This is a genomic window from Streptomyces inusitatus (genome assembly GCF_014651115.1).
In the GTDB taxonomy this organism is placed as follows: Bacteria; Actinomycetota; Actinomycetes; order Streptomycetales; family Streptomycetaceae; genus Streptomyces; species Streptomyces amakusaensis.
In genome coordinates this window covers 106,776-130,472 of the sequence record NZ_BMWG01000004.1, presented here as the reverse complement: position 1 = coordinate 130,472, position 23,697 = coordinate 106,776, and the positions used below count along the sequence as shown (strand labels likewise).

Annotated in this window: 18 protein-coding genes; 13 read left to right on the top strand and 5 right to left on the bottom strand. The window is 71.8% G+C overall.

Annotated features, from left to right (window positions below):
- The first annotated feature begins 265 nt into the window (after positions 1-265).
- From IE247_RS10050 to IE247_RS10040, 3 genes are all read left to right on the top strand, one after another.
- On the top strand, positions 266-1,279 hold the full coding sequence (locus IE247_RS10050; protein ID WP_190122644.1) for a 2-hydroxyacid dehydrogenase: 1,014 nt from the start codon (positions 266-268) through the stop codon (positions 1,277-1,279).
- 65 nt (positions 1,280-1,344) lie between these two features.
- Positions 1,345-2,778 (top strand): FGGY-family carbohydrate kinase, encoded by a 1,434-nt coding sequence (locus tag IE247_RS10045; RefSeq protein WP_190122643.1) that lies wholly within the window; start codon positions 1,345-1,347, stop codon positions 2,776-2,778.
- Positions 2,779-2,952: 174 nt separating this feature from the next.
- Positions 2,953-3,588, top strand: a complete 636-nt coding sequence (locus IE247_RS10040) for a superoxide dismutase (RefSeq protein ID WP_190122642.1) — start codon at positions 2,953-2,955, stop codon at positions 3,586-3,588.
- A gap of 172 nt (positions 3,589-3,760) precedes the next feature.
- On the opposite strand, the gene IE247_RS10035 is transcribed toward IE247_RS10040, so the two are convergent.
- Complete coding sequence (locus IE247_RS10035; RefSeq protein ID WP_190122641.1) at positions 3,761-4,402, bottom strand: mycothiol-dependent nitroreductase Rv2466c family protein; 642 nt, start codon at positions 4,400-4,402, stop codon at positions 3,761-3,763.
- A gap of 244 nt (positions 4,403-4,646) precedes the next feature.
- Here IE247_RS10035 and pepN (IE247_RS10030) point away from each other — a divergent pair, with 244 nt between their 5' ends.
- The 9 genes from pepN (IE247_RS10030) to IE247_RS09990 all read left to right on the top strand — a co-directional run bounded on the left by pepN (IE247_RS10030) (position 4,647) and on the right by IE247_RS09990 (position 19,054).
- Positions 4,647-7,229 (top strand): aminopeptidase N, encoded by a 2,583-nt coding sequence (gene pepN, locus IE247_RS10030; protein WP_190122640.1) that lies wholly within the window; start codon positions 4,647-4,649, stop codon positions 7,227-7,229.
- Between the two features lie 265 nt (positions 7,230-7,494).
- A complete protein-coding gene (locus IE247_RS10025) occupies positions 7,495-8,508 on the top strand; it encodes a hypothetical protein (RefSeq protein ID WP_190122639.1) in 1,014 nt (337 codons plus the stop codon).
- A gap of 211 nt (positions 8,509-8,719) precedes the next feature.
- Entirely contained in the window at positions 8,720-12,049 is a 3,330-nt protein-coding gene (locus IE247_RS10020) for a S8 family serine peptidase (RefSeq protein ID WP_190122638.1), read from the top strand.
- A gap of 198 nt (positions 12,050-12,247) precedes the next feature.
- Positions 12,248-13,276 (top strand): aspartate-semialdehyde dehydrogenase, encoded by a 1,029-nt coding sequence (locus IE247_RS10015; RefSeq protein ID WP_190122637.1) that lies wholly within the window; start codon positions 12,248-12,250, stop codon positions 13,274-13,276.
- A gap of 159 nt (positions 13,277-13,435) precedes the next feature.
- Positions 13,436-16,009 carry an aminopeptidase N gene (pepN, locus tag IE247_RS10010; protein WP_190122636.1) on the top strand — a complete coding sequence of 858 codons (2,574 nt, stop codon included), beginning with the start codon at positions 13,436-13,438 and terminating at the stop codon, positions 16,007-16,009.
- Positions 16,010-16,244: 235 nt separating this feature from the next.
- Positions 16,245-17,684 carry a sensor histidine kinase gene (locus IE247_RS10005; protein ID WP_190122635.1) on the top strand — a complete coding sequence of 480 codons (1,440 nt, stop codon included), beginning with the start codon at positions 16,245-16,247 and terminating at the stop codon, positions 17,682-17,684.
- Positions 17,681-18,097 carry a roadblock/LC7 domain-containing protein gene (locus IE247_RS10000; protein WP_190122634.1) on the top strand — a complete coding sequence of 139 codons (417 nt, stop codon included), beginning with the start codon at positions 17,681-17,683 and terminating at the stop codon, positions 18,095-18,097. Before IE247_RS10005 ends, IE247_RS10000 begins: the two co-directional genes overlap by 4 nt.
- Positions 18,094-18,450, top strand: coding sequence for a DUF742 domain-containing protein (locus IE247_RS09995; RefSeq protein ID WP_190122633.1), 357 nt, complete (start codon positions 18,094-18,096; stop codon positions 18,448-18,450). The genes IE247_RS10000 and IE247_RS09995 overlap by 4 nt, the downstream gene beginning before the upstream one ends.
- Positions 18,431-19,054 (top strand): GTP-binding protein, encoded by a 624-nt coding sequence (locus IE247_RS09990; RefSeq protein WP_190122632.1) that lies wholly within the window; start codon positions 18,431-18,433, stop codon positions 19,052-19,054. Before IE247_RS09995 ends, IE247_RS09990 begins: the two co-directional genes overlap by 20 nt.
- Before the next feature lie 13 nt (positions 19,055-19,067).
- Here the strand turns inward: IE247_RS09990 and IE247_RS09985 are convergent, their stop codons facing one another.
- Positions 19,068-19,982 carry an EamA family transporter gene (locus IE247_RS09985; protein ID WP_190122631.1) on the bottom strand — a complete coding sequence of 305 codons (915 nt, stop codon included), beginning with the start codon at positions 19,980-19,982 and terminating at the stop codon, positions 19,068-19,070.
- 112 nt (positions 19,983-20,094) lie between these two features.
- Here IE247_RS09985 and IE247_RS09980 point away from each other — a divergent pair, with 112 nt between their 5' ends.
- Positions 20,095-20,625, top strand: a complete 531-nt coding sequence (locus IE247_RS09980; RefSeq protein ID WP_190122630.1) for a MarR family winged helix-turn-helix transcriptional regulator — start codon at positions 20,095-20,097, stop codon at positions 20,623-20,625.
- A 139-nt stretch (positions 20,626-20,764) separates the two neighbouring features.
- On the opposite strand, the gene IE247_RS09975 is transcribed toward IE247_RS09980, so the two are convergent.
- The 3 genes from IE247_RS09975 to IE247_RS09965 form a co-directional block, all read right to left on the bottom strand.
- Positions 20,765-21,007: a hypothetical protein gene (locus tag IE247_RS09975; RefSeq protein ID WP_190122629.1), complete on the bottom strand. Its 243-nt coding sequence runs from the start codon at positions 21,005-21,007 to the stop codon at positions 20,765-20,767.
- A 96-nt stretch (positions 21,008-21,103) separates the two neighbouring features.
- Entirely contained in the window at positions 21,104-23,158 is a 2,055-nt protein-coding gene (malQ, locus tag IE247_RS09970; RefSeq protein ID WP_190122628.1) for a 4-alpha-glucanotransferase, read from the bottom strand.
- An 11-nt stretch (positions 23,159-23,169) separates the two neighbouring features.
- On the bottom strand, positions 23,170-23,580 hold the full coding sequence (locus IE247_RS09965; RefSeq protein ID WP_190122877.1) for a hypothetical protein: 411 nt from the start codon (positions 23,578-23,580) through the stop codon (positions 23,170-23,172).
- Between the last annotated feature and the right edge of the window lie 117 nt (positions 23,581-23,697).

Sequence of the window (23,697 nt, the reverse complement as noted above, 5' to 3'; positions counted from 1 at the left end):
CCGGTCTCTTCCGATGCGTTCTCATCTTCCGCCGGGAGAAACCCGTGCGCGGAGGATTGACGGCCTCCGGTCCTGGTTCCAAGCTCTGTTGCGATGCGAAGGGCCCTCTCGGTTCCGGCGGCGTCACCGTACCGGAGCCGGCCGTGCGCGCCGTCCGCCCGAGTGTGCCCGGCGGGGACTACGATCCGCTGGCGGTGTGGCGGGCGGCCGGCGGGCGGCCTCGTACCGGCCCCGGGCCGGGTTGACGACGACGCGGAGGAACTGCATGAGAGTCCTGGCTGCCGGAGACCACTTCGTCCGCAACGATCTGATCGCCGGGGCGCTGCGCCGCCATCTCGGCGACACCTCGTACGAGCTGGCCGAGCTGACCCTGCCGTGGCCGCTGGAGCCGTTCGGGCCGGTGGCGGAGGTGGCGGAGGCGAGCGACGCCGAGGACGAGCTGATCAAGGCGCTGGACGGGGTGGAGGTCTGCGTCACCCAGATGGCCCCGTTCACGGAGCGGGTGCTGGCGGCCGCGCCCTCGCTGCGGATGATCGCGGTGTGCCGGGGCGGGCCGGTCAACGTCAACGCGGCGGCGGCGGCGGCGCGCGGGGTGCGGGTGTGTTTCGCGCCGGGGCGGAACGCGGCGTCGACGGCGGAGTTCACGATCGGGCTGATGCTGTGCGCGCTGCGCCGCATCCCCTCGGCGCATCAGTCGCTCGCCCTGGAGGGCGACTGGGACGGTTCCTTCTACACGTACGAGCGGAGCGGGCTCGAACTGGAGGACACCCCGGTCGGGCTGGTGGGCTACGGCGCGGTGGGCAGCCGGGTGGCCCGGGTGCTGACCGCCTTCGGGGCGGAGGTGGAGGTGTACGACCCGTATGTGCGCGGTGATGTGCTCGGGGTGCGGGCGCGCTCGCTGGAGTCGCTCCTGAGCCGCTCCCGGGTGCTGAGTCTGCACGCCCGGCTGACGCCGGAGACCCGGGGGCTGATCGGCGCGCGGGAACTGGCGCTGCTGCCGCACGGGTCGGTGCTGGTGAACGCGGCGCGCGGCGCGCTGCTGGACACCGGGGCGCTGTGCGACGCGCTGGAGACGGGGCGGCTGGCGGCGGCGGCGCTGGACACCTACGAGCAGGAGCCGCTGCCGGTCTCCTCGCGGCTGCGGTCCACGCCGAATGTGGTGCTGACGCCGCATGTGGCGGGCGCGAGCCGGGCGGTGGCGCGCAAGGCGGCGGAGATCGCGGCGGCGGAGGTGGGCCGGCTGGTCCGGGGCGAGCCTCTGGCGCACGCCCTGGCCTGACCCGTTCCCCGCCGGGCCCCGGCCCGGTTTCCCGTACGCGCGGGGCAGTGAGGAGTGTGCTGACATTGTCGACTTACATCGGGATCGACGCGGGTACGTCCATGGTCAAGGCGGCGGCCTTCGACGAGCGGGGGCGCACCCTGCGGGTCGAGTCGCGGCCGGTCTCCCTCGATCTTCACGACGGCCGTGCCGAGCAGGACATGGACGAGGTGTTCGGCGCGGTCTCCGAGGTGCTCTCCGCGCTGACCGGGGCGGTCGGCGGGCCCGTCGCCCTCATCGGTCTCACCGGGCAGGGCGACGGCGTCTGGCTGGTGGACGGCGAGGGCCGTCCGGTGCGGTCCGCGATCTCCTGGATGGACGGGCGGGCGCACGAGCTGCTCGACGCCTGGCACTCCTCGGGGGTGGTGGAGTCGGTGTTCCGGCGCACCGGGAGCGCGATGTTCCCCGGCTGTCCGGGTCCGGTGCTGGCCTGGCTGGACCGTCATGAGCCCGCCGCCCTGGACGCGGCGGCCTCGGCGGTCTACTGCAAGGACATGGTCTTCCAGCGGCTGACCGGGGTGCGGGCGACGGATGTGTCGGACGCGTCCATGCCGTTCCTGGATCCCCGGGAGCGGGCGTACTCGGGCGAGGTGCTGGAGTCGCTGGGGCTCGCGCGGCGGCGCGGGCTGCTGCCAAGGATCAGCGATCCGGTCGCGGTCGCCGAGGTGACGGCGGAGGGTACGGGCGCGCTCGGGGCGCGGATCGCGAACGGGCCGTACGATCTGCCCGCCTGCGCGCTGGGCGCGGGGGTGACCGCGCCGGGCGACGGGCTGCTGATCGTGGGGACGTGTCTGGCGGCGCTGGTCGCCGTCGACGCGCTCGCCCTGGACGGCGAACCGGCCGGGCTGCACATCTCCACCGACCGGGCCGGGCACTGGCTGAGGGCGATGCCCGCGATGGTGGGCACCGCGGCCCTGGACTGGGTGCTGGCGATCACCGGGGTGGCGCACACGGAGGTCGACGGGCTGCTGGACGCCGCCCCGCCCGGTGCGCACGGGGTGCGGGTGCTGCCGTACTTCGCGCCCTCGGGCGAGCGCGCGCCCTTCGTCGAGCCCCGGCTGCGCGCCGAGCTGACCGGGGTGTCGCTGGAGTCCTCCAGGGCCGATCTGATCCGCGCGACCTGCGAGGGCATCGCCTTCGCCGCCCGTCACTGTCTGTCGGCGGCGGGCCTGTCGGGGACGCTGGCGATCTGCGGCGGCGGCACCCGGTCGTCCGCGTGGACCCGGCTGTTCGCCGATGTGCTGGGCCGGCCGCTGCGGATCGTGGAGGGCGAGGTGGGCGCGCGGGGTGCGGTGCTGGCCGCCGCCGAGCGGTACGGGGTGGGGCTGGACACCGCCGGGTGGACGGCTCCGACAGCGGTGGTGGAGCCCGATCCGGGGCGCGCGGACTTCTACGCCAAGGCCTATGACGACCATCTCGAACGCCTCGCCGCCGCCCGGGCGAGGGCCCGCGCGGTCTGACGCGGCCTGATGCGGCCTGACGCCGCCTGATCCTCCAGAACAGGCCCTAAGTCTCGCGAACGGGCGCGGACGCGCGGGACCTAGGACCAATGCCTGATCACTCCCGGACACCCCCTGCTGCTAACGTGCAGATGCATAGGATGCGCAATAAGCAGTCGGAGGGACCGGACAACAATGGCCATCTACACGCTTCCTGATCTGCCGTACGACTACACCGAGCTCGAACCGGTCATCAACCCGCAGATCATCGAGCTGCACCACGACAAGCACCACGCCGCCTACGTCAAGGGCGCGAACGACACGCTTGAGCAGCTCGCGGAAGCCAGGGACAAGGACCAGTGGGGAGCGATCAACGGTCTGGAGAAGAACCTCGCGTTCCATCTCTCGGGCCACATCCTCCACAGCATCTACTGGCACAACATGACCGGTGACGGCGGCGGCGAGCCGCTGGACAAGGACGGTGTCGGAGAGCTGGCGGACGCGATCGCGGAGTCGTTCGGCTCCTTCGCCAAGTTCAAGGCGCAGCTGACCAAGGCGTCCGCGACGACGCAGGGCTCGGGCTGGGGCGTACTGGCGTACGAGCCGGTCAGCCGCCGTCTGATCGTGGAGCAGGTCTACGACCACCAGGGCAATGTCGGTCAGGGCTCGGTGCCGATCCTGGTCTTCGACGCCTGGGAGCACGCTTTCTACCTTCAGTACAAGAACCAGAAGGTCGACTTCATCGACGCCATGTGGCAGGTCGTGAACTGGCAGGACGTCGCCAAGCGCTACGCCGAGGCCAAGGAGCGCACCCCGCTCATCGCGCCGTGACGCGCCGGGCCGCGCCCCCGGAACACCGGGGCGCGGCCCGCGCGTCCCCCGTCGTCCTGCTCGTGATCGTCTTCTCAGCCTTCACGTGCGGACGGATGAACGGAAGAACCCCCACGAGGACGTGACTCGCGGGGGTTCTTCCCGTTACCGGCCGCTCAAGGGTTCAGCGGGCTCAGAGGTTGGAGAAGTCGGGCTCGGCGGTACGGGTGCGCTTGAGCTCGAAGAATCCGGGGACCGAGGCCACCAGCAGGGTGCCGTCCCACAGCTTGGCGGCCTCCTCGCCCTTCGGGGCGGGGGTCACCACCGGGCCGAAGAAGGCGATCTGCTCGCCGTCCGCGCCGGGGACCGCGATGACCGGGGTGCCGACGTCCTGGCCGACCTTGTCGATGCCCTCCTTGTGGGAGGCGCGCACCTCGGCGTCGTAGTCGCCCTTGTCCAGGTACTCGATGAGCGAGGCGGGCAGGCCCGCGTCGGCCAGCGCGCCGGCGACCGCCTCGGGGGTGGGGCCCTCGCCCTTGTTGTGGATGCGGGTGCCCAGCGCGGTGTACAGCGGGCCGAGGACCTGGGCGCCGTGCTGCTCGGCGGCGGCGACGGCGACCCGGACCGGACCCCAGGCACGCTTCAGGCTGTCGCGGTACTCCTCGGGAAGCTCGTCCTCCCGGCCCTCGTTGAGCACGGCGAGGCTCATCACATGCCAGCTGACCTCGATGTCGCGGACCTTCTCCACCTCCAGCACCCAGCGGGAGGTCATCCAGGCCCAGGGGCACACGGGATCGAACCAGAAGTCCACCGGAGTCTTGCCGTTGTCGGACATCTCTCTCCTCATCGGGAATGTCGCCGGAGTGCTTCGCCGGAACGCACTCCGCGCCTCATCGGGGCAACGCCGCCGGTCGGGATCCGATTCCCGGGATACCGGTGAGCGGACGCGCATGGGAGTATCGGGGCGTTTGTCGCTGTCCCCGGCGCTGTGCCGACCACCGCGTTCGGGCGTACGTTCGATCGCGCGCCCGCCCTGCCGGAGAACCGCGTTCACCGATGAGATCTGAAGGAGTGCTCCCGTGCCCGGTGAGAATCTGTCCCGCGACGAGGCCCGCCAGCGGGCGGAACTGCTGTCCGTCGACGGGTACGAGGTCCATCTCGATCTGCGCTCCGCCGTCGGGGACGCCCCTGAGGACACGGCGGACGCCGGTCCCCGCACCTTCCGCTCGGTGACCACGCTCCGGTTCCGCTGCGCGAGCCCCGGGGCCTCGTCCTTCGCCGATCTGCTCGCGCCCGGGGTCACCTCGGTGACGCTGAACGGCACGGAGCTGGACCCGGCGGAGGTCTTCGACGGCACCCGGATCGCCCTGCCCTCGCTCGCCGAGTCCAATGTGCTGGTCGTGGACGCTCAGTGCGCCTACAGCCGCACCGGCGAGGGGCTGCACCGCTTCGTGGACCCGGAGGACGGCGAGGTCTACCTCTATACGCAGTACGAGCCGGCCGACGCCCGGCGGGTGTTCGCCAACTTCGAGCAGCCCGACCTGAAGGCTCCTTTCCGCTTCTCGGTGACCGCTCCCGAGGAGTGGACCGTCTGGAGCAACAGCGCGGGCGAGCGGGAGGCCGACGGGGTCTGGCGGTTCGCCGAGACCCAGCCGATCTCCACGTACATCACCGCCGTGGTGGCCGGTCCGTACCACTATGAGACGGATGTCTACCGGCGGACCTTCGAGGACTCCACGGTGCTGGAGATCCCGCTCGGCGCGATGTGCCGCAAGGGGCTCGCCAAGCACTTCGACGCCGACGACATCTTCCTCGTCACCAAGCAGGGCCTGGACTTCTTCCACGACCGCTTCGACTACCCGTACCCCTTCGGCAAGTACGACCAGGCGTTTGTACCGGAGTACAACATCGGGGCCATGGAGAACCCGGGCTGTGTCACCTTCCGCGAGGAGTTCGTCTTCCGGGGCAATGTGACCCAGGCGTCCTACGAGCGCCGGGCCAATGTCATCCTGCACGAGATGGCGCACATGTGGTTCGGCGACCTCGTGACCATGGTGTGGTGGGACGACCTCTGGCTGAAGGAGTCCTTCGCCGACTTCATGGGCTCGTACTCGATGGTCGGCGCGACCCGCTTCACCAACGGCTGGGTCACCTTCGCCAACAACCGCAAGGCCTGGGCGTACCGCGCCGACCAGCTGCCCTCCACCCACCCCGTCACGGCCGACATCCGTGACCTGGAGGACGCCAAGCTCAACTTCGACGGCATCACCTACGCCAAGGGCGCCAGCGTGCTCAAGCAGCTGGTCGCCTATGTCGGCGAGGATGCCTTCCTGGAGGGCGCGCGCCGGTACTTCAAGCGGCACGCGTACGGGAACACCCGCCTCGGCGATCTGCTGTCGGTGCTGGAGGAGACCTCCGGCCGGGACATGGCCGCCTGGTCGCGCTCCTGGCTCCAGACCGCCGGCGTCAATTCGCTGACCCCGGTGGTGACCTGCGACGCGGGCGGCCGGATCACCGAACTCGCCGTCGTCCAGGACGGGGACGAGCCGCGCCCGCACCGGGTGGCCGTCGGGCTCTACCGGCACGAGGGCACGGAGCTGGTGCGGTACGCGAGGGCCGAGGTCGACGTCACCGGCGCGCGGACCGACGTCCAGGAGCTGATCGGGGCCGAGCGGCCCGAACTGGTGCTGGTCAACGACGACGATCTGACCTACTGCAAGATCCGTTTCGACGAGACCTCGCTGGCCACCCTGCGGAGTTCGCTGGGGAACATCACCGACCCGCTGGCGCGCGCGCTCGCCTGGTCGGCGCTGTGGAACATGACGCGGGACGCGCTGATGCCCGCCCGCGACTTCGTCGACCTGGTCCTTCGGTTCTCCGGGCGCGAGAGCGACATCGGCGTCCTCCAGATGCTGCACGCCTGGACCCACTCGGCGCTGACGCACTACGCGGCCCCCGAGTGGCGCGAGGAGGGCGGGCGGCTGCTCGCCGAGGGCGCGCTGCGGGAGCTGCGACTGGCCGAGCCGGCCAGCCAGCACCAGCTGACCTGGGCGCGGTTCTTCGCCTCCGCCGCCGAATCGGCCGCCGATCTGCAACTGCTCGAAGGGCTGCTGGCGGGCACCGCGCGGATCGACGGCCTGGAGGTGGACCAGGAGCTGCGCTGGGCCTTCCTGGAGCCGCTCGCCTCGCACGGGCTCGCCGACGAGCGGGCGATCGCGGCGGAACTCTCCCGGGACGACACCGCCTCGGGCCGCCGTCACCAGCTCCGCTGTCTGGCGGCCCGGCCCTCGGCCGCCGTCAAGGAAAGCGCCTGGGCGCAGGTGGTGGAGTCGGACACGCTCTCCAACGCGCTGGCGGGCGCGACGATCGCCGGGTTCGCGAAGTCGGGCCAGCGGGAGCTGCTCGCCCCGTACACCGACCGGTTCTTCGCCGCGATCGAGCGGGTCTGGGCGGAGCGGTCCATCCAGATCGGCATGGACGTGGTCTCCGGCCTCTTCCCCATGTACCAGGGGCAGTCCGCGCTGACGGCGGCGGACGCCTGGCTGGCCGCGCACGAGTCGTCCGCGCCCGCGCTGCGCCGGCTGGTGCTGGAGGCCCGTGACGACCTCGCGCGCGGGCTCCGCGGGCAGGCTCGGGACGCCGAGGCGGCCTCGGCCCGCTGACCCGCATGCGCCGGGGCGGGGGACGTGACCCCCGCCCCGGCGGCAGGTCCGGGGACGGGCACGGGCCGCCCGGAAACAGGCCGCGCGAAAGTGGCCGCGGAATGTTTCAGCGGGGCGCGCCACCCGGGCGGACGTATCCCCGCCAGAAGGTTTCGGAGCCCGAGAGGCCCGTATCCCAAGGGACTTGAGGGCGAGCGCGTCCCAGTCCCTCGACAGCTTCGTCACGGAGGTTAGCGGTACGGCGAGCCGTGGGCATGCCCCGTGCATGAGACACGACACCCGCGCCCCCGCCCCCGTCGCCCTCCCCCGTGTGCTCTCCGCCGGGCAGCTCCGGGCGCACGGCTTCACACCCGCCCAGGCCGCCGCCCGCGTCCGGCCCGGCGGCCCCTGGCAGGCCCTGCTCCCCGGGGTCTATCTGCTCCACCGCTCGGCGGCCACCAGCCAGGAGCGGCTGCACGGGGTGCTGCTCTACGCCGGGCGGCCCGCCGTTCCCTCGCAGGGCGGCACCTCGCAGGGCGGCACCGCTCCCCCGTACGGCACGGCGATGATCACCGGTCTCGCCGCCCTCGCGCTCCACCAGTTCGCCGCCGCGCCCCCACTGCTCGACCTGGAGCACATCGACGTCCTGGTGGACCGGACCCGCAGGCTGCGGTCCACCGGCTGCGCCCGGATCGTCCGGGCGCAGGAGATGCCGGAGCCGGTGGAGGTCACCGGGCTGCCCGTCGCCCCCGTCGAGCGCGCCGTCGCCGACGCCGTGGAGCGGCTCACCGACCCGGGCGCGGTGAGCGCGCTGCTCACCGAGGCGGTCCGGCGCGGTCACTGCGAGCCCGGCGCGGTCGTCGCCGAGCTGAACCGGGCCCGGCTGCTGGACCGCCCCCATGTGGTGGACGCGGTCGACCGGCTGCTCGCCGAGGGGCGCGCGCTCGCCGAGGAGCGGCTCTACACGATGGTGCGCGAGTACGGGCTGCCCGACCCGGTGTGGAATGTGGAGCTGCGGATCCCCGGCGGCCCCCGGCTGGGCGGGGTGGACGCCTACTGGCCCGACCACGCCGTGGCGGTCGAGCTGAACACCCGGGCCCCGCGCCGCGACAAGGACGCGGGCTGGTCGGAGCACGCCCGTAAGCGCGAGCATCTGGAGCGGCTGGGAATCACCGTCGTCCATCTCACCCCGCACCGGCTGCGGGAGTCGCCCGAGCAGCAGGCGATGGTCGTGCGCACCGCGCTGACCGCCGCCTGCGACCGTGAGCCCGCCGCGTATGTGGTGGTGCTGCCGCGCTGAACAGGGCCCGGGCGAGAGGGAATCATCCGATAGATCCCTGTTTACTCTCTGTGGCAGGTCCTGCACAGTGGCGGATCTATGCCATGACCACATCAGACATCCGTCAGCTCTCCACAAAACCCGGTCCCATAAGAGAGGCTGAGCGGTCATCCGGCACCGAAATCCGGACTGACTGATTACCGCCAGGGAAACGTCTCTTTCACAACCAGGGATGCTGATGACCCCCGATTCCCAGAGCTCCATATCCGGGCGCTCCGTGCCAGGTCCCAGACGCGCGGGCCGTATCGCGGCCGCGGCCTCCATGGTCGCCGCGCTGGTGGCCGCGGGCACCGTGCCGGTGTTCGCCGCCACCACGGGCGAAGACCCCGCCGCCGTCTCGCCCGTCAAGTCGGCGAAGCCGGCCGACAAGCTCGGCTCCGCCGACGAGGAGCTGCTCGCCGAGGCCCAGGCCGAGGGCGACAAGACCGTCACCGTGATGGTCGCCACCGCGCCCGGCGCCACCGAGCAGGTGTCCCGGCAGCTGGACGCCATCGAGGGCGCGTTCGTCGGCAAGACGTACGACAAGCTCGGCTATGTCCGCGCCACGATCCCCACCGCGAAGGCCGAGGGCGCGCTGAAGGCCGCCGCGAAGCTCTCCAGTGTGCAGGGCATCGACCTCAAGCACGAGATCGAGCTGGAGGACCCGACCCCCGGCGGCGACGCCTCGAAGTCGGCGCGCAAGGCGGGCAAGCAGGCGGCGGCCTACCCGGCTCCCGGGAAGGACACCCCGGCGAAGAACCCGTACAACCCGTCCTTCGAGACGGGCGCGGTTGACTTCGTCAAGAAGAACCCGAAGTACGACGGCCGCGGCGTGACCATCGGCATCCTCGACTCGGGCATCGACGTCTCCCACCCGGCGCTCCAGAAGACCACCACCGGCGAGCGCAAGATCGTCGACTGGGTGACGGCGACCGACCCGGTCCTGGACCGCGACGGCACCTGGCTGCGGATGGACAAGAGCGTCACCGGCCCCTCGTTCACCGAGGCCGGTCGCGCCTACACCGCCCCGGCGGGCTCGTACCGCTTCAGCGTCTTCTCGGAGCGGGCCACCCTCGGCGGCGACATGGCGGGCGACCTCAACCGCGACGGCGACACCACCGACAGCTGGGCGACGCTGTACGACACCGGCACCCGGACCGTCCGCGTCGACCTGGACAACGACGGCGACTTCACCGACGACAAGGTGATGAAGCCGTACCGCAACGGCTTCCAGATCGGCTACTTCGGCAAGGACGACCCGGCCACCCCGGTCGCCGAGCGCATCCCGTTCGTGATCGAGGTCCGTGAGGACGTCGTCTACAACGCTGCCGGAGCGACGGCCGACTTCGTCAGCATCGGTGTCATCGAGGGCTCGCACGGCTCCCACGTCGGCGGCATCACCGCCGCCAACGGGCTGTTCGGCGGCAAGATGAACGGCGCCGCGCCCGGGGCCAAGCTGGTCTCCTCGCGCGCCTGCTCCTGGACCGGCGGCTGCACCAACATCGCGATGACCGAGGGTCTGGCCGATCTCGTCATCGAGCGCGGTGTGGACATCGTCAACATCTCCATCGGCGGTCTGCCCGCACTGAACGACGGCAACAACACCCGCGCCCTGATGTACAACCGGCTGATCGACCTCTACGGCGTCCAGCTCGTCATCTCCGCGGGCAACGACGGCCCGGGCGTCAACACCATCGGCGACCCCGGCGTCGCCGACAAGGCGATCTCCGTCGGCGCGTCGATCACCAAGGAGACCTGGGCCTCCAACTACGGCTCCGCGGTCACCAAGAAGAACGCCATGATGCCGTTCTCCTCCCGGGGCCCGCGTGAGGACGGCGGCTTCACGCCGACCATCACCGGTCCCGGCGCGGCGATCCAGACCACCCAGACCTGGCAGGCCGGCGGACCGGTCGCCGAGTCCGGTTACGCGCTGCCGCCCGGCTACACGATGATGCAGGGCACCTCGATGTCCTCGCCGCAGGTGGCGGGCGCGGGCGCGCTGCTGCTCTCGGCCGCCAAGCAGCGCGGCATCGAGCTGTCCCCGGCCGATCTGCGTACCGCGGTCACCAGCACCGCGAACAAGATCCCCGGTGTGAAGGCCCATGAGCAGGGCGCGGGCATGATCGACGTGGTGGACGCCTGGAAGTCGGTCCTGGCCGGCGCGACCGCGCACGAGTACAGCGTCAAGGCCCCGGTCGACACCGCGATCGACGGCGCGCTGAAGACCCCGGGCTTCGGCACCGGTCTCTACGACCGCGAGGGCGGTCTGACGGCCGGCAAGTCGAAGACGTACGACATCACCGTCACCAGGACCACCGGTCCGGCGGGCGCGCGCTGGCACGACCTGAAGTGGAAGAACAACCCGGGCAGCACCTTCCGGCTGCTGAACGGCGACCGGGTGCGGCTGCCGCTGAACCAGCCGGTCACCGTGACCGTGCAGGCGCGGCCGAAGGCGGCCGGGGTGCACAGCGCCATCCTGGAGCTGGACGACACGCGCACCGAGGGCGTCGACAAGCAGGTTCTGTCGACCGTCGTGGTCTCCACCGAGCTGGCGAAGACGCAGTACGCCCTGTCGGCCTCCGACACCGTGCAGCGCAACAGCCACCACTCGTACTTCGTCACGGTGCCGCAGGGCGCGAAGACCCTTGAGGTCGCGCTCGGCTCCCTCGCCGAGGGCAGCCAGACGCGGTTCATCTCCCTCCACCCGTACGGGGTGCAGATGGAGGACAGCGCGACGGTCAACTGCTACCCGAACTACAACAACCCGGCGAACAAGTGCCGTCCGGACCTGCGTTCGTACGCCAACCCGCAGCCGGGCGTCTGGGAGATCGAGGTCGAGTCGCGGCGTACCTCTCCGCTGCTGGACAACCCGTACAAGCTGGACGTCACCGTGCTGGGCGCGGAGTTCGCGCCGGAGCCGCAGAAGCTCGCCGAGGCGAAGATCGGCACGCCGACCGCCGTCGAGTGGACGGTGACCAACCGCGGCGCGGCCGTGGACGGCAAGCTGGCGGGCGGTTCGCTCGGTTCGGCGAAGACGGCCCGGCCGACGGTCAAGCAGGGTGAGATCCAGGAGACGACCGTCGTGATCGGCGAGGGCGTCGAGCGCCTCGATGTCGCGATCGGCGGGGTCTCGGACGCCAAGGCCGATCTGGACCTGGCGGTCTACCGGGGCAGCACGCTGGTCGGACAGGCCGCGGACGGCGACTCCGAGGAAGCCGTCAGCCTCGCCAAGCCGGCCGCGGGCACCTACCGCATCGTGGTCGACGGCTACTCGGTCCCGGCCGGGACCACCGAGTACGCCTACCGGGACGTCTTCTTCGCGCCGTCGCTCGGCGAGCTGAAGGTGGACGCGGCGAGCGCGGTCAAGCTGGGCTACGGCGAGACCGCCCAGGCCCGCGCGAACGTCGTGGTGGCCGGCGCCGCGCCCGAGGGACGTCAGTTCTTCGGCGAGGCCCGGCTGGTCAACGCGCGCGGCACCGCCGCGGGCGGGGGCAGCGTCGTGATCGAGAAGGTCACGCCGTAACCGCGACACGCTGAACCGAGGGGGGCGTCCCAAGCCGGACGCCCCCCTTTCCCCTGCCCCGCCGCCGTCGCCGGGCATGTCCTGCGTCACACCGTCCGTCCCTCGGACAACGGACTGGACAATCCGGCCGGGGACATACGCATCATGGGGTGCACTCAGCCTCGTAAAATTGGCACAAAACGCACAGAGGAGACATCGGTGAGGGTCGGAATCGTCGGAGCGACCGGTCAGGTCGGCACAGTCATGCGCAGCATCCTCGCCGAGCGGAAGTTCCCCGTCGCCGAGCTGCGGCTCTTCGCCTCGGCCCGGTCCGCCGGGTCCACGATCGAGTGGGAGGGGCGGGAGATCACCGTCGAGGACGCGGCCGGGGCCGACTACTCGGGGCTGGACATCGTGCTCTTCTCGGCGGGCGGCGCGACCTCCCGCGCGCTGGCGGAGAAGGTCGCCGGACAGGGCGCCGTCGTGATCGACAACTCCTCGGCGTGGCGGATGGACCCCGAGGTGCCGCTGGTGGTCTCCGAGGTGAACCCGCACGCGGTCAAGGACCGCCCGAAGGGGATCATCGCCAACCCGAACTGCACCACCATGGCCGCGATGCCGGTGCTGAAGCCGCTGTCGCTGGAGGCGGGGCTGATCACCCTGGTCGCCACCACCTACCAGGCCGTGTCCGGATCCGGTGTCGCGGGCGTGGCCGAGCTGGACGGCCAGATCAAGCGGACCGCCGAGCGGGCGACCGAGCTGACCCACGACGGCTCCGCGGTGGACTTCCCGGAGCCCGGCGTCTACAAGCGGCCCATCGCCTTCAATGTGCTGCCGCTGGCGGGCAACCTGGTGGACGACGGCTCCTTCGAGACCGACGAGGAGCAGAAGCTCCGCAACGAGTCCCGCAAGATCCTGGAGCTGCCGGAGCTGAAGGTGTCCGGAACCTGTGTACGGGTGCCGGTCTTCTCCGGCCACTCGCTCCAGGTGAACGCCGGCTTCGAGCGCCCGCTGAGCGTCGAGCGGGTGTACGAGCTGCTCGCCGAGGCCCCCGGGGTGGAGCTCTCGGAGATCCCGACCCCGCTCCAGGCGGCCGGCAAGGACGCCTCGTACGTCGGACGGGTCCGGGCGGACGAGACGGTGGAGCACGGGATCGCGCTCTTCCTCTCCAACGACAACCTCCGCAAGGGCGCCGCGCTGAACGCCGTCCAGATCGCCGAGCTGGTGGCCGACGAGCTTCGGGGCTGACCCCCGCCCCGGTGCGCCGCGCCCCCTGCCCGCCCCGGGCCGGGGGCGCGGCGCACCGGACCTCGGGTTTCTCCGTGCCGACGCGATTACCCGCGGGCCCTTGGGATGTGCCGCGTGGAAGGATGGCGGCAAACGTCACGAACCCGAGGAGATGACCGCGTGCCTGGCACGAACCTGACCCGCGAAGAGGCGCAGCAGCGGGCGCGCCTGATCACCACCCACGCGTACGAGATCGATCTCGACCTGAGCGGAGCACAGGAGGGCGGTCTCTACCGCTCGGTGACCCATGTGCGCTTCGACTCCGCCGAGGCGGGCGCGGAGACCTTCATCGACCTGGTCGCCCCGGCCGTCCACGAGGTCGTGCTCAACGGCAAGTCGCTCGATGTCGCGGCCGTCTTCCGGGACTCGCGGATCGCGCTGAACCATCTGCACCACGGGCAGAACACGCTGACGGTGGTCGCGGACTGCGCGTACACCAACACCGGCGAGGGCCTGCACCGCTTCGTCGACCCGGTGGACGAGCAGGCGTACCTCTATACGCAGTTCGAGGTGCCGGACGCGCGCCGGGTCTTCGCGAACTTCGAGCAGCCGGACCTGAAGGCGACGTTCCAGTTCACGGTGAAGGCCCCCGAGGGCTGGACGGTGATCTCGAACTCCGCCACCCCCGAGCCCGAGGGCACCCTCTGGCGGTTCGAGCCGACGCCCCGGATCTCCACGTACATCACGGCCCTGATCGTCGGCCCGTACCACTCGGTGCACAGCTCGTACGAGAAGGACGGCCAGTCCGTGCCGCTCGGCGTCTACTGCCGGCCCTCGCTCGCCGAGTATCTGGACGCGGACGCGATCTTCGAGGTCACCCGGCAGGGCTTCGACTGGTTCCAGGAGAAGTTCGACTACGCGTACCCCTTCGAGAAGTACGACCAGTTGTTTGTACCGGAGTTCAACGCGGGGGCGATGGAGAACGCGGGCGCGGTGACCATCCGCGACCAGTACGTCTTCCGGTCGAAGGTGACGGACGCGGCGTACGAGGTGCGTGCGGAGACGATCCTGCACGAGCTGGCCCACATGTGGTTCGGCGACCTCGTCACCATGGAGTGGTGGAACGACCTCTGGCTGAACGAGTCCTTCGCCACCTACACCTCGATCGCCTGCCAGGCCGCCGCCCCCGGCTCGCGCTGGCCGCACTCGTGGACCACGTTCGCCAACTCCATGAAGACCTGGGCCTACCGTCAGGACCAGCTTCCGTCCACGCACCCGATCATGGCCGAGATCCGGGACATCGACGACGTCCTGGTGAACTTCGACGGGATCACCTACGCCAAGGGCGCCTCCGTGCTCAAGCAGCTGGTGGCGTACGTCGGCGAGGACGAGTTCTTCCGGGGCGTCCAGGCGTACTTCAAGGCGCACGCCTTCGGCAACACCCGGCTGACCGATCTGCTGGGCGCGCTGGAGAAGACCTCGGGCCGCGATCTGACGACCTGGTCGCAGAAGTGGCTCCAGACGGCGGGCATCAATGTGCTGCGGCCGGAGATCGAGGTGTCCGCCGAGGGCTTCGTGACCTCCTTCGCCGTGCGCCAGGAGGCCCCCGCGCTCCCCGCCGGGGCCAAGGGCGAGCCCACGCTGCGGCCGCACCGGATCGCGATCGGCTGCTACGACCTCGACGCGAGCGGCAAGCTGGTCCGCACCGACCGGATCGAGCTGGACGTCGACGGCGAGCTGACCGAGGTGCCGTTCCCGGCCGGCACCCGCCGGCCCGCGGTGATCCTGCTGAACGACGACGACCTCTCGTACGCGAAGGTCCGCCTCGACGAGGAGTCCCTGGCCTTCGTCACCGAGCACCTGGGCGACTTCGCCGAGTCCCTGCCGCGCGCGCTGTGCTGGTCCGCCGCGTGGGACATGACACGCGACGGCGAGCTGGCGGCGCGGGACTATCTGGCGCTGGTGCTGTCGGGCATCGGCAAGGAGTCGGACATCGGGGTCGTGCAGTCGCTGCACCGCCAGGTGAAGTCGGCAATCGACCTGTACGCGGCCCCGCAGTGGCGCGAGGCGGGGCTGACCCGCTGGACGGACGCCACACTGGCGCATCTGCGGAGCGCCGAGCCGGGCAGCGACCACCAGCTTGCGTGGGCGCGCGCCTTCGCGGCGACCGCGCGCACCCCGCAGCAGCTCGATCTGCTCCAGGCGCTGCTGGACGGGACCCAGTCGATCGAGGGCCTGGCCGTCGACACCGAGCTGCGCTGGGCGTTCGTGGAGCGGCTGGCGGCGACCGGGGTGCTGGACGAGGACGACATCGCTGCGGAGTACGAGCGGGACCGGACGGCGGCGGGCGAGCAGCACGCGGCCACCGCGCGCGCCGCGCGGCCGACCGACGAGGCCAAGGCGGAGGCCTGGGCGCTGGTGGTGGAGGGCGACAGCCTGACCAACTCCAAGCAGGAGGCCGTGATCTCGGGCTTTGTGCAGAGCGACCAGCGTGAGCTGCTCGCGCCGTACTCCGAGCGGTACTTCGCGGCCGTCAAGGGCGTGTGGGAGAGCCGCAGCACGGAGATGGCGCAGCAGATCGCGGTCGGTCTGTACCCGGCGCTCCAGGTGTCGCGGGAGACGCTGGAGGCGACGGACGCCTGGCTGGAGTCGGAGCAGCCGAGCGCGGCGCTGCGGCGGCTGATCTCGGAGTCGCGGTCGGGTGTCGAGCGCGCGCTGAAGGCGCGGGCGGCGGACGAGACTTCGGCCTCCTAGCCGGTTCCCGGGCCTCGGCCCGGGGTCCTCCGGGCCATCGCTGACATCGTTTCCAGCTTGGCCGAAAATAGCGCATGTGACGCCCAGTTCATCAGAGCTGGGCGTCTTTGCGCTGCCCCAAGCGTCAATATCAGGCCAAAAATAGAGCGGTTCGTCATCTGCCGTTACCAGACCCGGATATGCTCCCCGACTGACGTCATATGATCATTCCCGTTCCGATGGTTTGAGGGTGCTGATGGTCCGACAGCAAGCGTCGACCGAGTCTCCGCGGCCCGCGGCTTCCCTTGTGTGGCTCGTGCCCGTCGTCGTGACCGCCGTCGCCGCCGCCATCGCGGCGGCCGTGGTGTCCGGATCCGCGCGCACCGCGGTCATCTGGGTCGATGTCATCGCCGTCACCGCCATCGCCATCTCCTGCGCCGAGACCGTGCGCAGAGGCCGCCGGGCGACCCTGCTCAGCGCCCGTCTCGCCGAGCGCGAGGCGACCCTCGCCCAGGAGCAGGCCGAGACCACCCGGCTGGTGCGCGAGCTGCTCCCCGAGGTGGTGCGGCGGCTGCGCGAGGGCGAGTTCCCCGAGGACATCCTCGACTCCCTCCGGACCTCCACCGAGCACCAGGTCGTGCTCAGCTCCGTGCTCGACGCGGTCTCCCGCGAGGAGGACCTCCGCGAGTCCGCGCAGCGCGCCTTCGTGAACATCGCCCGCCGCGTCCAGGCCATCGTGCACCAGCAGGCCCAGCAGCTGCGGGAGATGGAGGACCGGCACGGCAAGAACAACGAGGTCTTCGGCGATCTGCTCCGCATCGACCACGGCACCGCGCTGATCGGCCGGCTCGCCGACTCCATCGCGGTGCTCGGCGGGGCGCGCCCCGGCCGCCAGTGGAGCCGGGCCGTCCCCCTCTACAGCGTGATGCGCGGCGCGATGTCCCGGATCATCGACTACCAGCGGGTCGAGCTGCACTCGGTCTCCGAGGTCGCCGTCGTCGGCACCGCCGTCGAGCCGCTGATCCACGCGCTCGCCGAGCTGCTCGACAACGCCACCCGCTACTCGCCGCCGCAGACCAAGGTCCATCTCACGGCCGTCGATGTGAACTCCGGCATCGCCGTGGAGATCGAGGACGGCGGCGTGAGCATGAGCGAGGAGGCCCGGCTGCGGGCCGAGCGCATGCTCCGCCAGGCCCAGCAGGGCATCGACGTCAACGATCTGGGCGAGACGCCCCGCCTCGGCCTCGCGGTGGTGGGCCGCCTGGCCCAGGCCTACGGCTTCCGGGTCTCGCTCCGCTCCTCGGCGTACGGCGGGGTGCGCGCCATCCTCGTCGTACCGAAGGAACTGATCACCACCGTCGCCTCGGCGACAGGGCTCGCACACGGCATCGGAGCGGCCTCCGGGCCGCGCTCCAGCGGTGTGCCGGTCACCCACGAGGAGCCGGCCCGACAGGCCGCCGGCCCCGCGATCGCGGATCTCATGACGGACGACGAGCTCCCGGTCATCACCGAACGGACGGCGACCGGACTGCCTCAGCGGCGCCGTAAGAGCCCCGTCACCGCAGCGCCCGCGGCCGTCGCCCAGCCCCAGCCGGAGGCCGCGCCCGCGGTGCAGCCCGGTATGTGGCTCGCGGCGTTCCAGAACGGCCTGGCCGGTGAGACAACCCAGACGAACAAGGGGAGTACGCAGCCATGATTCAGCGGCAGTCCAACCAGACCAACATGGACTGGATGCTCAAGGACTTGGCGGAAGGCGTACCGCAGACCAGACACGTGATCGTGCTGTCGGCGGACGGACTGCGGATGGCGCAGTACGGCGCGGACCACGACACGGCGGACCGGCTGGCCGCGGCCTGCGCCGGACTCCAGTCCCTGGCCGGCGCGGTCGCCTCCGAACTCCCGGGCAGCGACGGCCGGATGCATCTCGTGGTCATCGAGATGACCGGCGGCTTCTTCTATCTGATGGCGGCGGGCTCGGGCGCCTTCCTCGCCGTGCTCGCCGATGAGGGAGTCGACGCGGGCCTCATGGGCCAGCGGATGCGTGACCTCGTACTCCGGATCGGAGAGCACCTGTCCAGCCCGCCGCGGCAGGACAGGCAGACCGCGTGAGCAACGCTGGGGACTGGGAGGAGAGCAGTCCCGAGCGGTTGTACGTCATCACGGGCGGCCGCAGCGGAGCATCCGGGCCGGCCACGCTCGACCTGGTCACACTGATCGTGGCCAAGTCGGGCCCCCGGCACGGCATGCAGCCCGAGCACAACGCGATCATCCGTCTGTGCCAGTCCCCGCTCTCGGTGGCCGAGATATCGGCGTACCTGAGTCTTCCGGTGAGCGTCGTCACCGTCCTGCTGAGCGATCTGCTGCTCGACAGCCAGGTGATGGCCCGCGCTCCGGTCCAGCCCGCGCTACTCCCCGACCGCGCTTTGATTGAGGCAGTGATCGATGGACTTCAGAAGCTCTGAGCAGGCCGTGGGCCCGCGCAGCGAGGATGTGCTGCCGGAGACGGCCACCGCCGCCGTCAAGGTGGTCATCGTGGGCGGTTTCGGAGTGGGCAAGACGACCCTCGTCGGCTCGGTGAGCGAGATCAAGCCGCTCACCACCGAGGAGACGATGACCCAGGCCGGAGTCGGCGTCGACGACCTTCAGGGGGTGGAGCGCAAGACCTCCACCACCGTGGCCATGGACTTCGGCCGCATCAGCATCAATGAGGAGCTGGTGCTGTATCTGTTCGGCACCCCGGGGCAGCAGCGCTTCTGGTTCCTGTGGCGCGGGCTGTTCGAGGGCGCGCTGGGCGCGGTCGTCCTGGTGGACACCCGGCGGCTGGAGGTCAGCTTCGATGTCATCGGGCGGCTGGAGGAGCGGCGGGTGCCGTTCGTCGTCGCGATCAACACCTTCCCGGAGGCCCCGATGTATCCCATCGAGGAGATCCGGACGGCGCTCGATCTGCCGCTGTCGGTGCCGATCGTGGACTGCGACGCCCGGCTGAGGGGCTCCAGCCGGGATGTGCTGATGACGCTGATGCGGTATCTCCAGTCCCTGGCGGTGACGGCGGACGCCGTCACCTGAGGAGTGCCGTCCACTATTTGAGGAGTGTCGGCCGGGCCGGGCCGGGCTCCGGTACCGCCGGAGCGTCCGCCGCCCGCCCGCGCGGTCGCAGCTGCCCGGTCAGGGTCGCGCCGAACGCGATGGTCATTCCCAGCAGTTGTACGGGGGTGAGCGCCTGCCCCAGCGCCGCCCAGCCGATGACGGCGGCGGTGATGGGGGTGAGCGGGCCCAGCAGGGTGGCCGAGGTGGCCGTCAGCCGCTCGATGCCGCGGAACCACAGCCAGTAGGCGACGGCCGTGTTGGCGAGCGCGAGATAGAGATACCCGGCGATGTTGGTACCGCTCAGCGCGGGCGGCGCGCCCTCGGCCAGCAGGGCGACCGGGGCGATGAGCAGTCCGCCGGCGGTGAGCTGCCAGCCGGTCATCACCAGCGGCCCCACGCCCTCGGGGCGGCCCCAGCGCTTGGTGAGGACGGTTCCGGCGGACATCGAGGCGGAGGAGGCGAGCCCGGCCAGCAGTCCGACGAGATCGAACCCGGCCCCGGCGCGCAGCACCACCAGGCTCACCCCGAAGGCCGCCGCGATCGCGGCGAGCAGGGTGCGGGCCGTCGCCCGTTCGCTCAGCAGCAGCACGGAGAGGCCGACGACGAACAGCGGCCCCACCGAGCCGACGACGGCGGCGACCCCGCCGGGCAGCCGATAGGCGGCGAGGAAGAGCAGCGGGAAGAACGCGCCTATGTTCAGCACGCCCAGCACACCCGTCTTCCACCACCACGCGCCGCGCGGCAGCACCCGGGTGGCCGCCAGTATCAGCAGCCCGGCGGGCAGGGCCCGCATCAGACCGGTGAACAGAGGGCGGTCGGGTGGCAGGAACTCCGTGGTGACCGCGTAGGTGGAGCCCCAGGAGATCGGGGCGAGCGCGGTGAGGGCGACGACGGCAGCGCGGTTCATGGCGATCCTCCGAAGCGGACGAAAAAGCTTGATGGCAAGTAGCTTAGCTCTAAGCTACTTGCCGTCAAGCAGCTTACTTGCGTTCAAGTCATGGCCTTTGGATACTTGCCCCATGAACTCAACAGCCATCCCCGGGCCCGGATCCGGGCCCGCCCGGGACGCCGTCGACGCGATCGTGGACCAGTGGGCGGCGGTGCGGCCCGATCTCGACACCGGCCCGATGGCGGTCTACGGCCGTGTCTACCGGATCGCCCGCGAGGTGGGCGATCTGGTGGAGCGGGAGTACCGGCGGTACGGCGTGACACGCGGCGAGTTCGACGTGCTCTCGGCGCTGCGGCGGTCCGGGGAGCCCTACACGCTCTCGCCCCGGGAGCTGTCGGCGACGCTGATGCTGACCACCGGGGGGATGACCGGGCGGCTGGACAAACTGGAGAAGGCGGGGCTGCTCGCCCGCAGCCCCGACCCGAGCGACCGGCGGGGGCTGCGGGTCACCCTCACCGCACGCGGCCTTGAGGTGATCGAGGAGGCGGTGGGGGCCGGACTGGCGCTCCAGCACCGGCTGTTCGACTCGGCGCTCACCGAGGAGCAGGGGGAGCGGCTCGGGGATCTGCTGCGGCTGCTGATGGCCGCGCGGCCGTCATAGGAGGCGGCCGGCAGGCAGGGCGGCGGCGGGCGCCGCCGTGAAAAGGGCATGGCAAAGGCGCTCAGGGGTGCGGTGCGCACACCCCTGAGCGCCCTCGCCGAAGGTCGCGGCGGACCGGTGGGCGCGTCGGCCCGGCCGGTCAGCTCTGCTCCGGCTCCTGCTTCCTGGACTTGTCGAGGACCATCACCAGGCCCGCGATGACCAGGAAGATCGCCAGCGGCGCGGCCACGAAGAGGCCGAGCGTCTCGACCACGGTCAGACCCGGGCCCGGGTCGTCGCCGTCGTCAGGCGTCAGAGCGAGCGCGGGGGACGACATGAGCATCATCATCAGCGTCGTACCGGCCGTGACGGCACCGGCGCGCAAAGCGTTCTTCTTGTCCACGGTGCCAACGTAGCGAACGGCTGATCGGACCGCGCGCCCGGGGTGCCGTACGGGCGGGGGCGGGCGGGCGTGGGGCTCAGCGGGCGGGTGCGGGGCTCAGCGGGCGGCGGGTGCGGCGAAGACCTCCATGAGGCCGCGCAGCCGGGGGGAGTCCGCCAGCTCCTCCAGGGTGAGCGGCCGGGCGTCGGCGTCGGCGAGCGGCAGCCGCCAATTGGGGTACTGGTCCCAGGTGCCGGGCAGATTCTGCGGGCGGCGGTCGCCCACCGTGTCCGGCAGCCAGACGCCGACCAGCCGGGCGGGGGTGCTCAGCAGAAAGCGGTGGACGGCGCGGATCAGGCCCTCCTCGCCGGGCTCGTCCTCCGGCAGCAGACCGAGGCTCCGGAGCAGCCGCAACCACTCCTCGACATCGGCCCGCTCGCTCAGCCGCTCCTGCCGGGCGGGCCGGGTGAGCAGGCCGAGGCGCTCGCGCAGCTCCACCTGGTCCCCGGCCAGCCGGGCGGCGGTCGGGGGCAGATCGTGGGTGGTCGCGGTGGCCACGCAGCCCTCGCGCCAGGCCCGGGCGGGCAGCGGGCCGCCGCCGCCCGCCCAGTCGCGCTCGAACCAGAGGACGGAGGTGCCCAGCACCCCGCGCCGCGCCAGGCTCTCCCGTACGCCCGGTTCGACCGTGCCGAGATCCTCGCCGAGGACGAGCGCGCCGGCCCGGTGGGCCTCCAGGACGAGGACGGCGAGCATCGCCTCGGCGTCGTGGCGGACATAGGTCCCGGCGCTCGGCGGGCCGCCCTCGGGGACCCACCAGAGCCGGAAGAGGCCCATGACATGGTCGATCCGCAGCGCGCCCGCGTGGCGGAGCGCCCCGCGCAGCAGCTCGCGGAAGGGCGCGTACCCCGAGGCGGCGAGGGCGTCGGGACGCCAGGGCGGCAGCCCCCAGTCCTGGCCGTGGGCGTTGAAGGCGTCGGGGGGCGCTCCGACGGACATCCCGGGGGCGAAGACCTCGCCGAGTGCCCAGGTGTCGGCGCCCTCGGGGTGCACGCCGACGGCGAGGTCGTGGACGATGCCGACGCCCATGCCCGCGTCCCGGGCCGCTCCGGCGGCCTCGGCGAGCTGGCAGTCGGTGAGCCAGATCGCCCGGCAGTGGAAGTCGATCCGGTCCATCAGCTCGTGCCGGGCGCGGGCGGTGTCGGGCGAGCGCGGGTCCCTGAGCCCCGGCGGCCAGCTCCGCCAGTGGGGGCCGTGCACCTCGGCGAGGGCGCACCAGGTGGCGTGGTCCTCCAGCGCCCGGCCCGCCGTGGCGAGGTAGTCGTGGTGGGCGGCGCGCCGTCCGGGGCCGAGGGGGAGGCGGTGCAGCACCTCCAGCGCCTCGTGCTTCAGCGCCCGGACGGCGTCCCGGTCGATGAGCGCGCCCTTGTCGAGGACCGAGGCGCGCAGCCGTGCGGCCCTGGCGCGGATCTCTTCGAGCCGCTCGCGGTCGGGCCCCTCGGCGTAGGCGTATTCGGGGACGGACTCGATCCGCAGATGCACGGGGTCGGGGAAGCGCCGGGAGGAGGGGCGGTAGGGGGACGGGTCGCTGATGCCGCCCGGCCCGGCGGGCACGGCCGAGTGCAGCGGGTTGACCTGGACGAAGCCGGAGCCGAGCGAGCGGCCGGACCAGGCGGCCAGCTCGGCGAGGTCGCCGAGGTCGCCCATGCCCCAGGAGCGGCTGGAGAGCAGGGAGTAGAGCTGGACGAGCAGGCCGTGCGAGCGGGCGGGCGGGCCGGGGGCGCGGCCGGGGGCGACGACGAGCAGGGCGGTCGCGCTCCGGCCGTCGGCCGTTCGGGCCGTCAGCCGGTGCACCCCGTGCGGCGCGGTCCGCCAGTCCTCGCTTCCGCCGCCGTCCTCCAGGGCGATGCTCAGGGCCGTCCCGGCGGGGAGCGCGGCGAGGGCGGGGGGATCGGGCTCCCCGCTCCAGACGACCACGGTCGGGGGCAGCGGCCCCCGGGCGGCGGACTCGGCCCGGCCCAGGGCCTCCTGAACGGCCGCCGGAGTGCTCGCGTCCACCCCGAGCGCGCCGAGGACCGCGACGAGGGTCGCCTCGGGGACGGGGACGGGTCCGCCTTCCGGCGGGGTGTGGGCGGCGTCGACTCCGTGCAGCGCGGCGAGCCGGGCCAGGCCCATGGGGGTCCTCCTCAGACTCCTGGGGATCGGGGGGCGCCGGCGGTTCCGGCGGCGGTGGGCTCGCTGGTGAGCGGGGCCGCGTCGGCGAGCGGGGGCTCGCTGGTCAGGGGGGCGGCGTCGGGCAGCGGGGGCTCGCTGGTCAGGGGCCCGGTCGCGGAGGGCTCGGCTATGAAGGGGCCGGACGGGCCGGGGAGGGCGGGCCTGCCGGCGCGCGGGGCGCGTTCGCCGCCCCGCGCGCCGGGTTTCCCCGAGCAGGCGCGGGCCTGGTTCCGAGACTGTGCCTGCGCCTGGGTCTGGGTCTGCCGGGCCTGTGCCTGCGCCTGTGCCTGCGCCTGTGCCTGTGCCTGCGCCTGTGCCTGCCGGGCCTCGGCCTGGGCCTGGGCGGCGAGGGCGGAGCACAGCAGATGGGCGGATGCGGTCATGGCGGACGCTCCCAACGGACGGTACGGGCGGTACGGACGGTCCCTTCGGCCCCTACCCGGCGGGCCCCGCCGCAGACATCTTTGATCAGTGAACGTGGCCCGCGTCACATTTCGTTC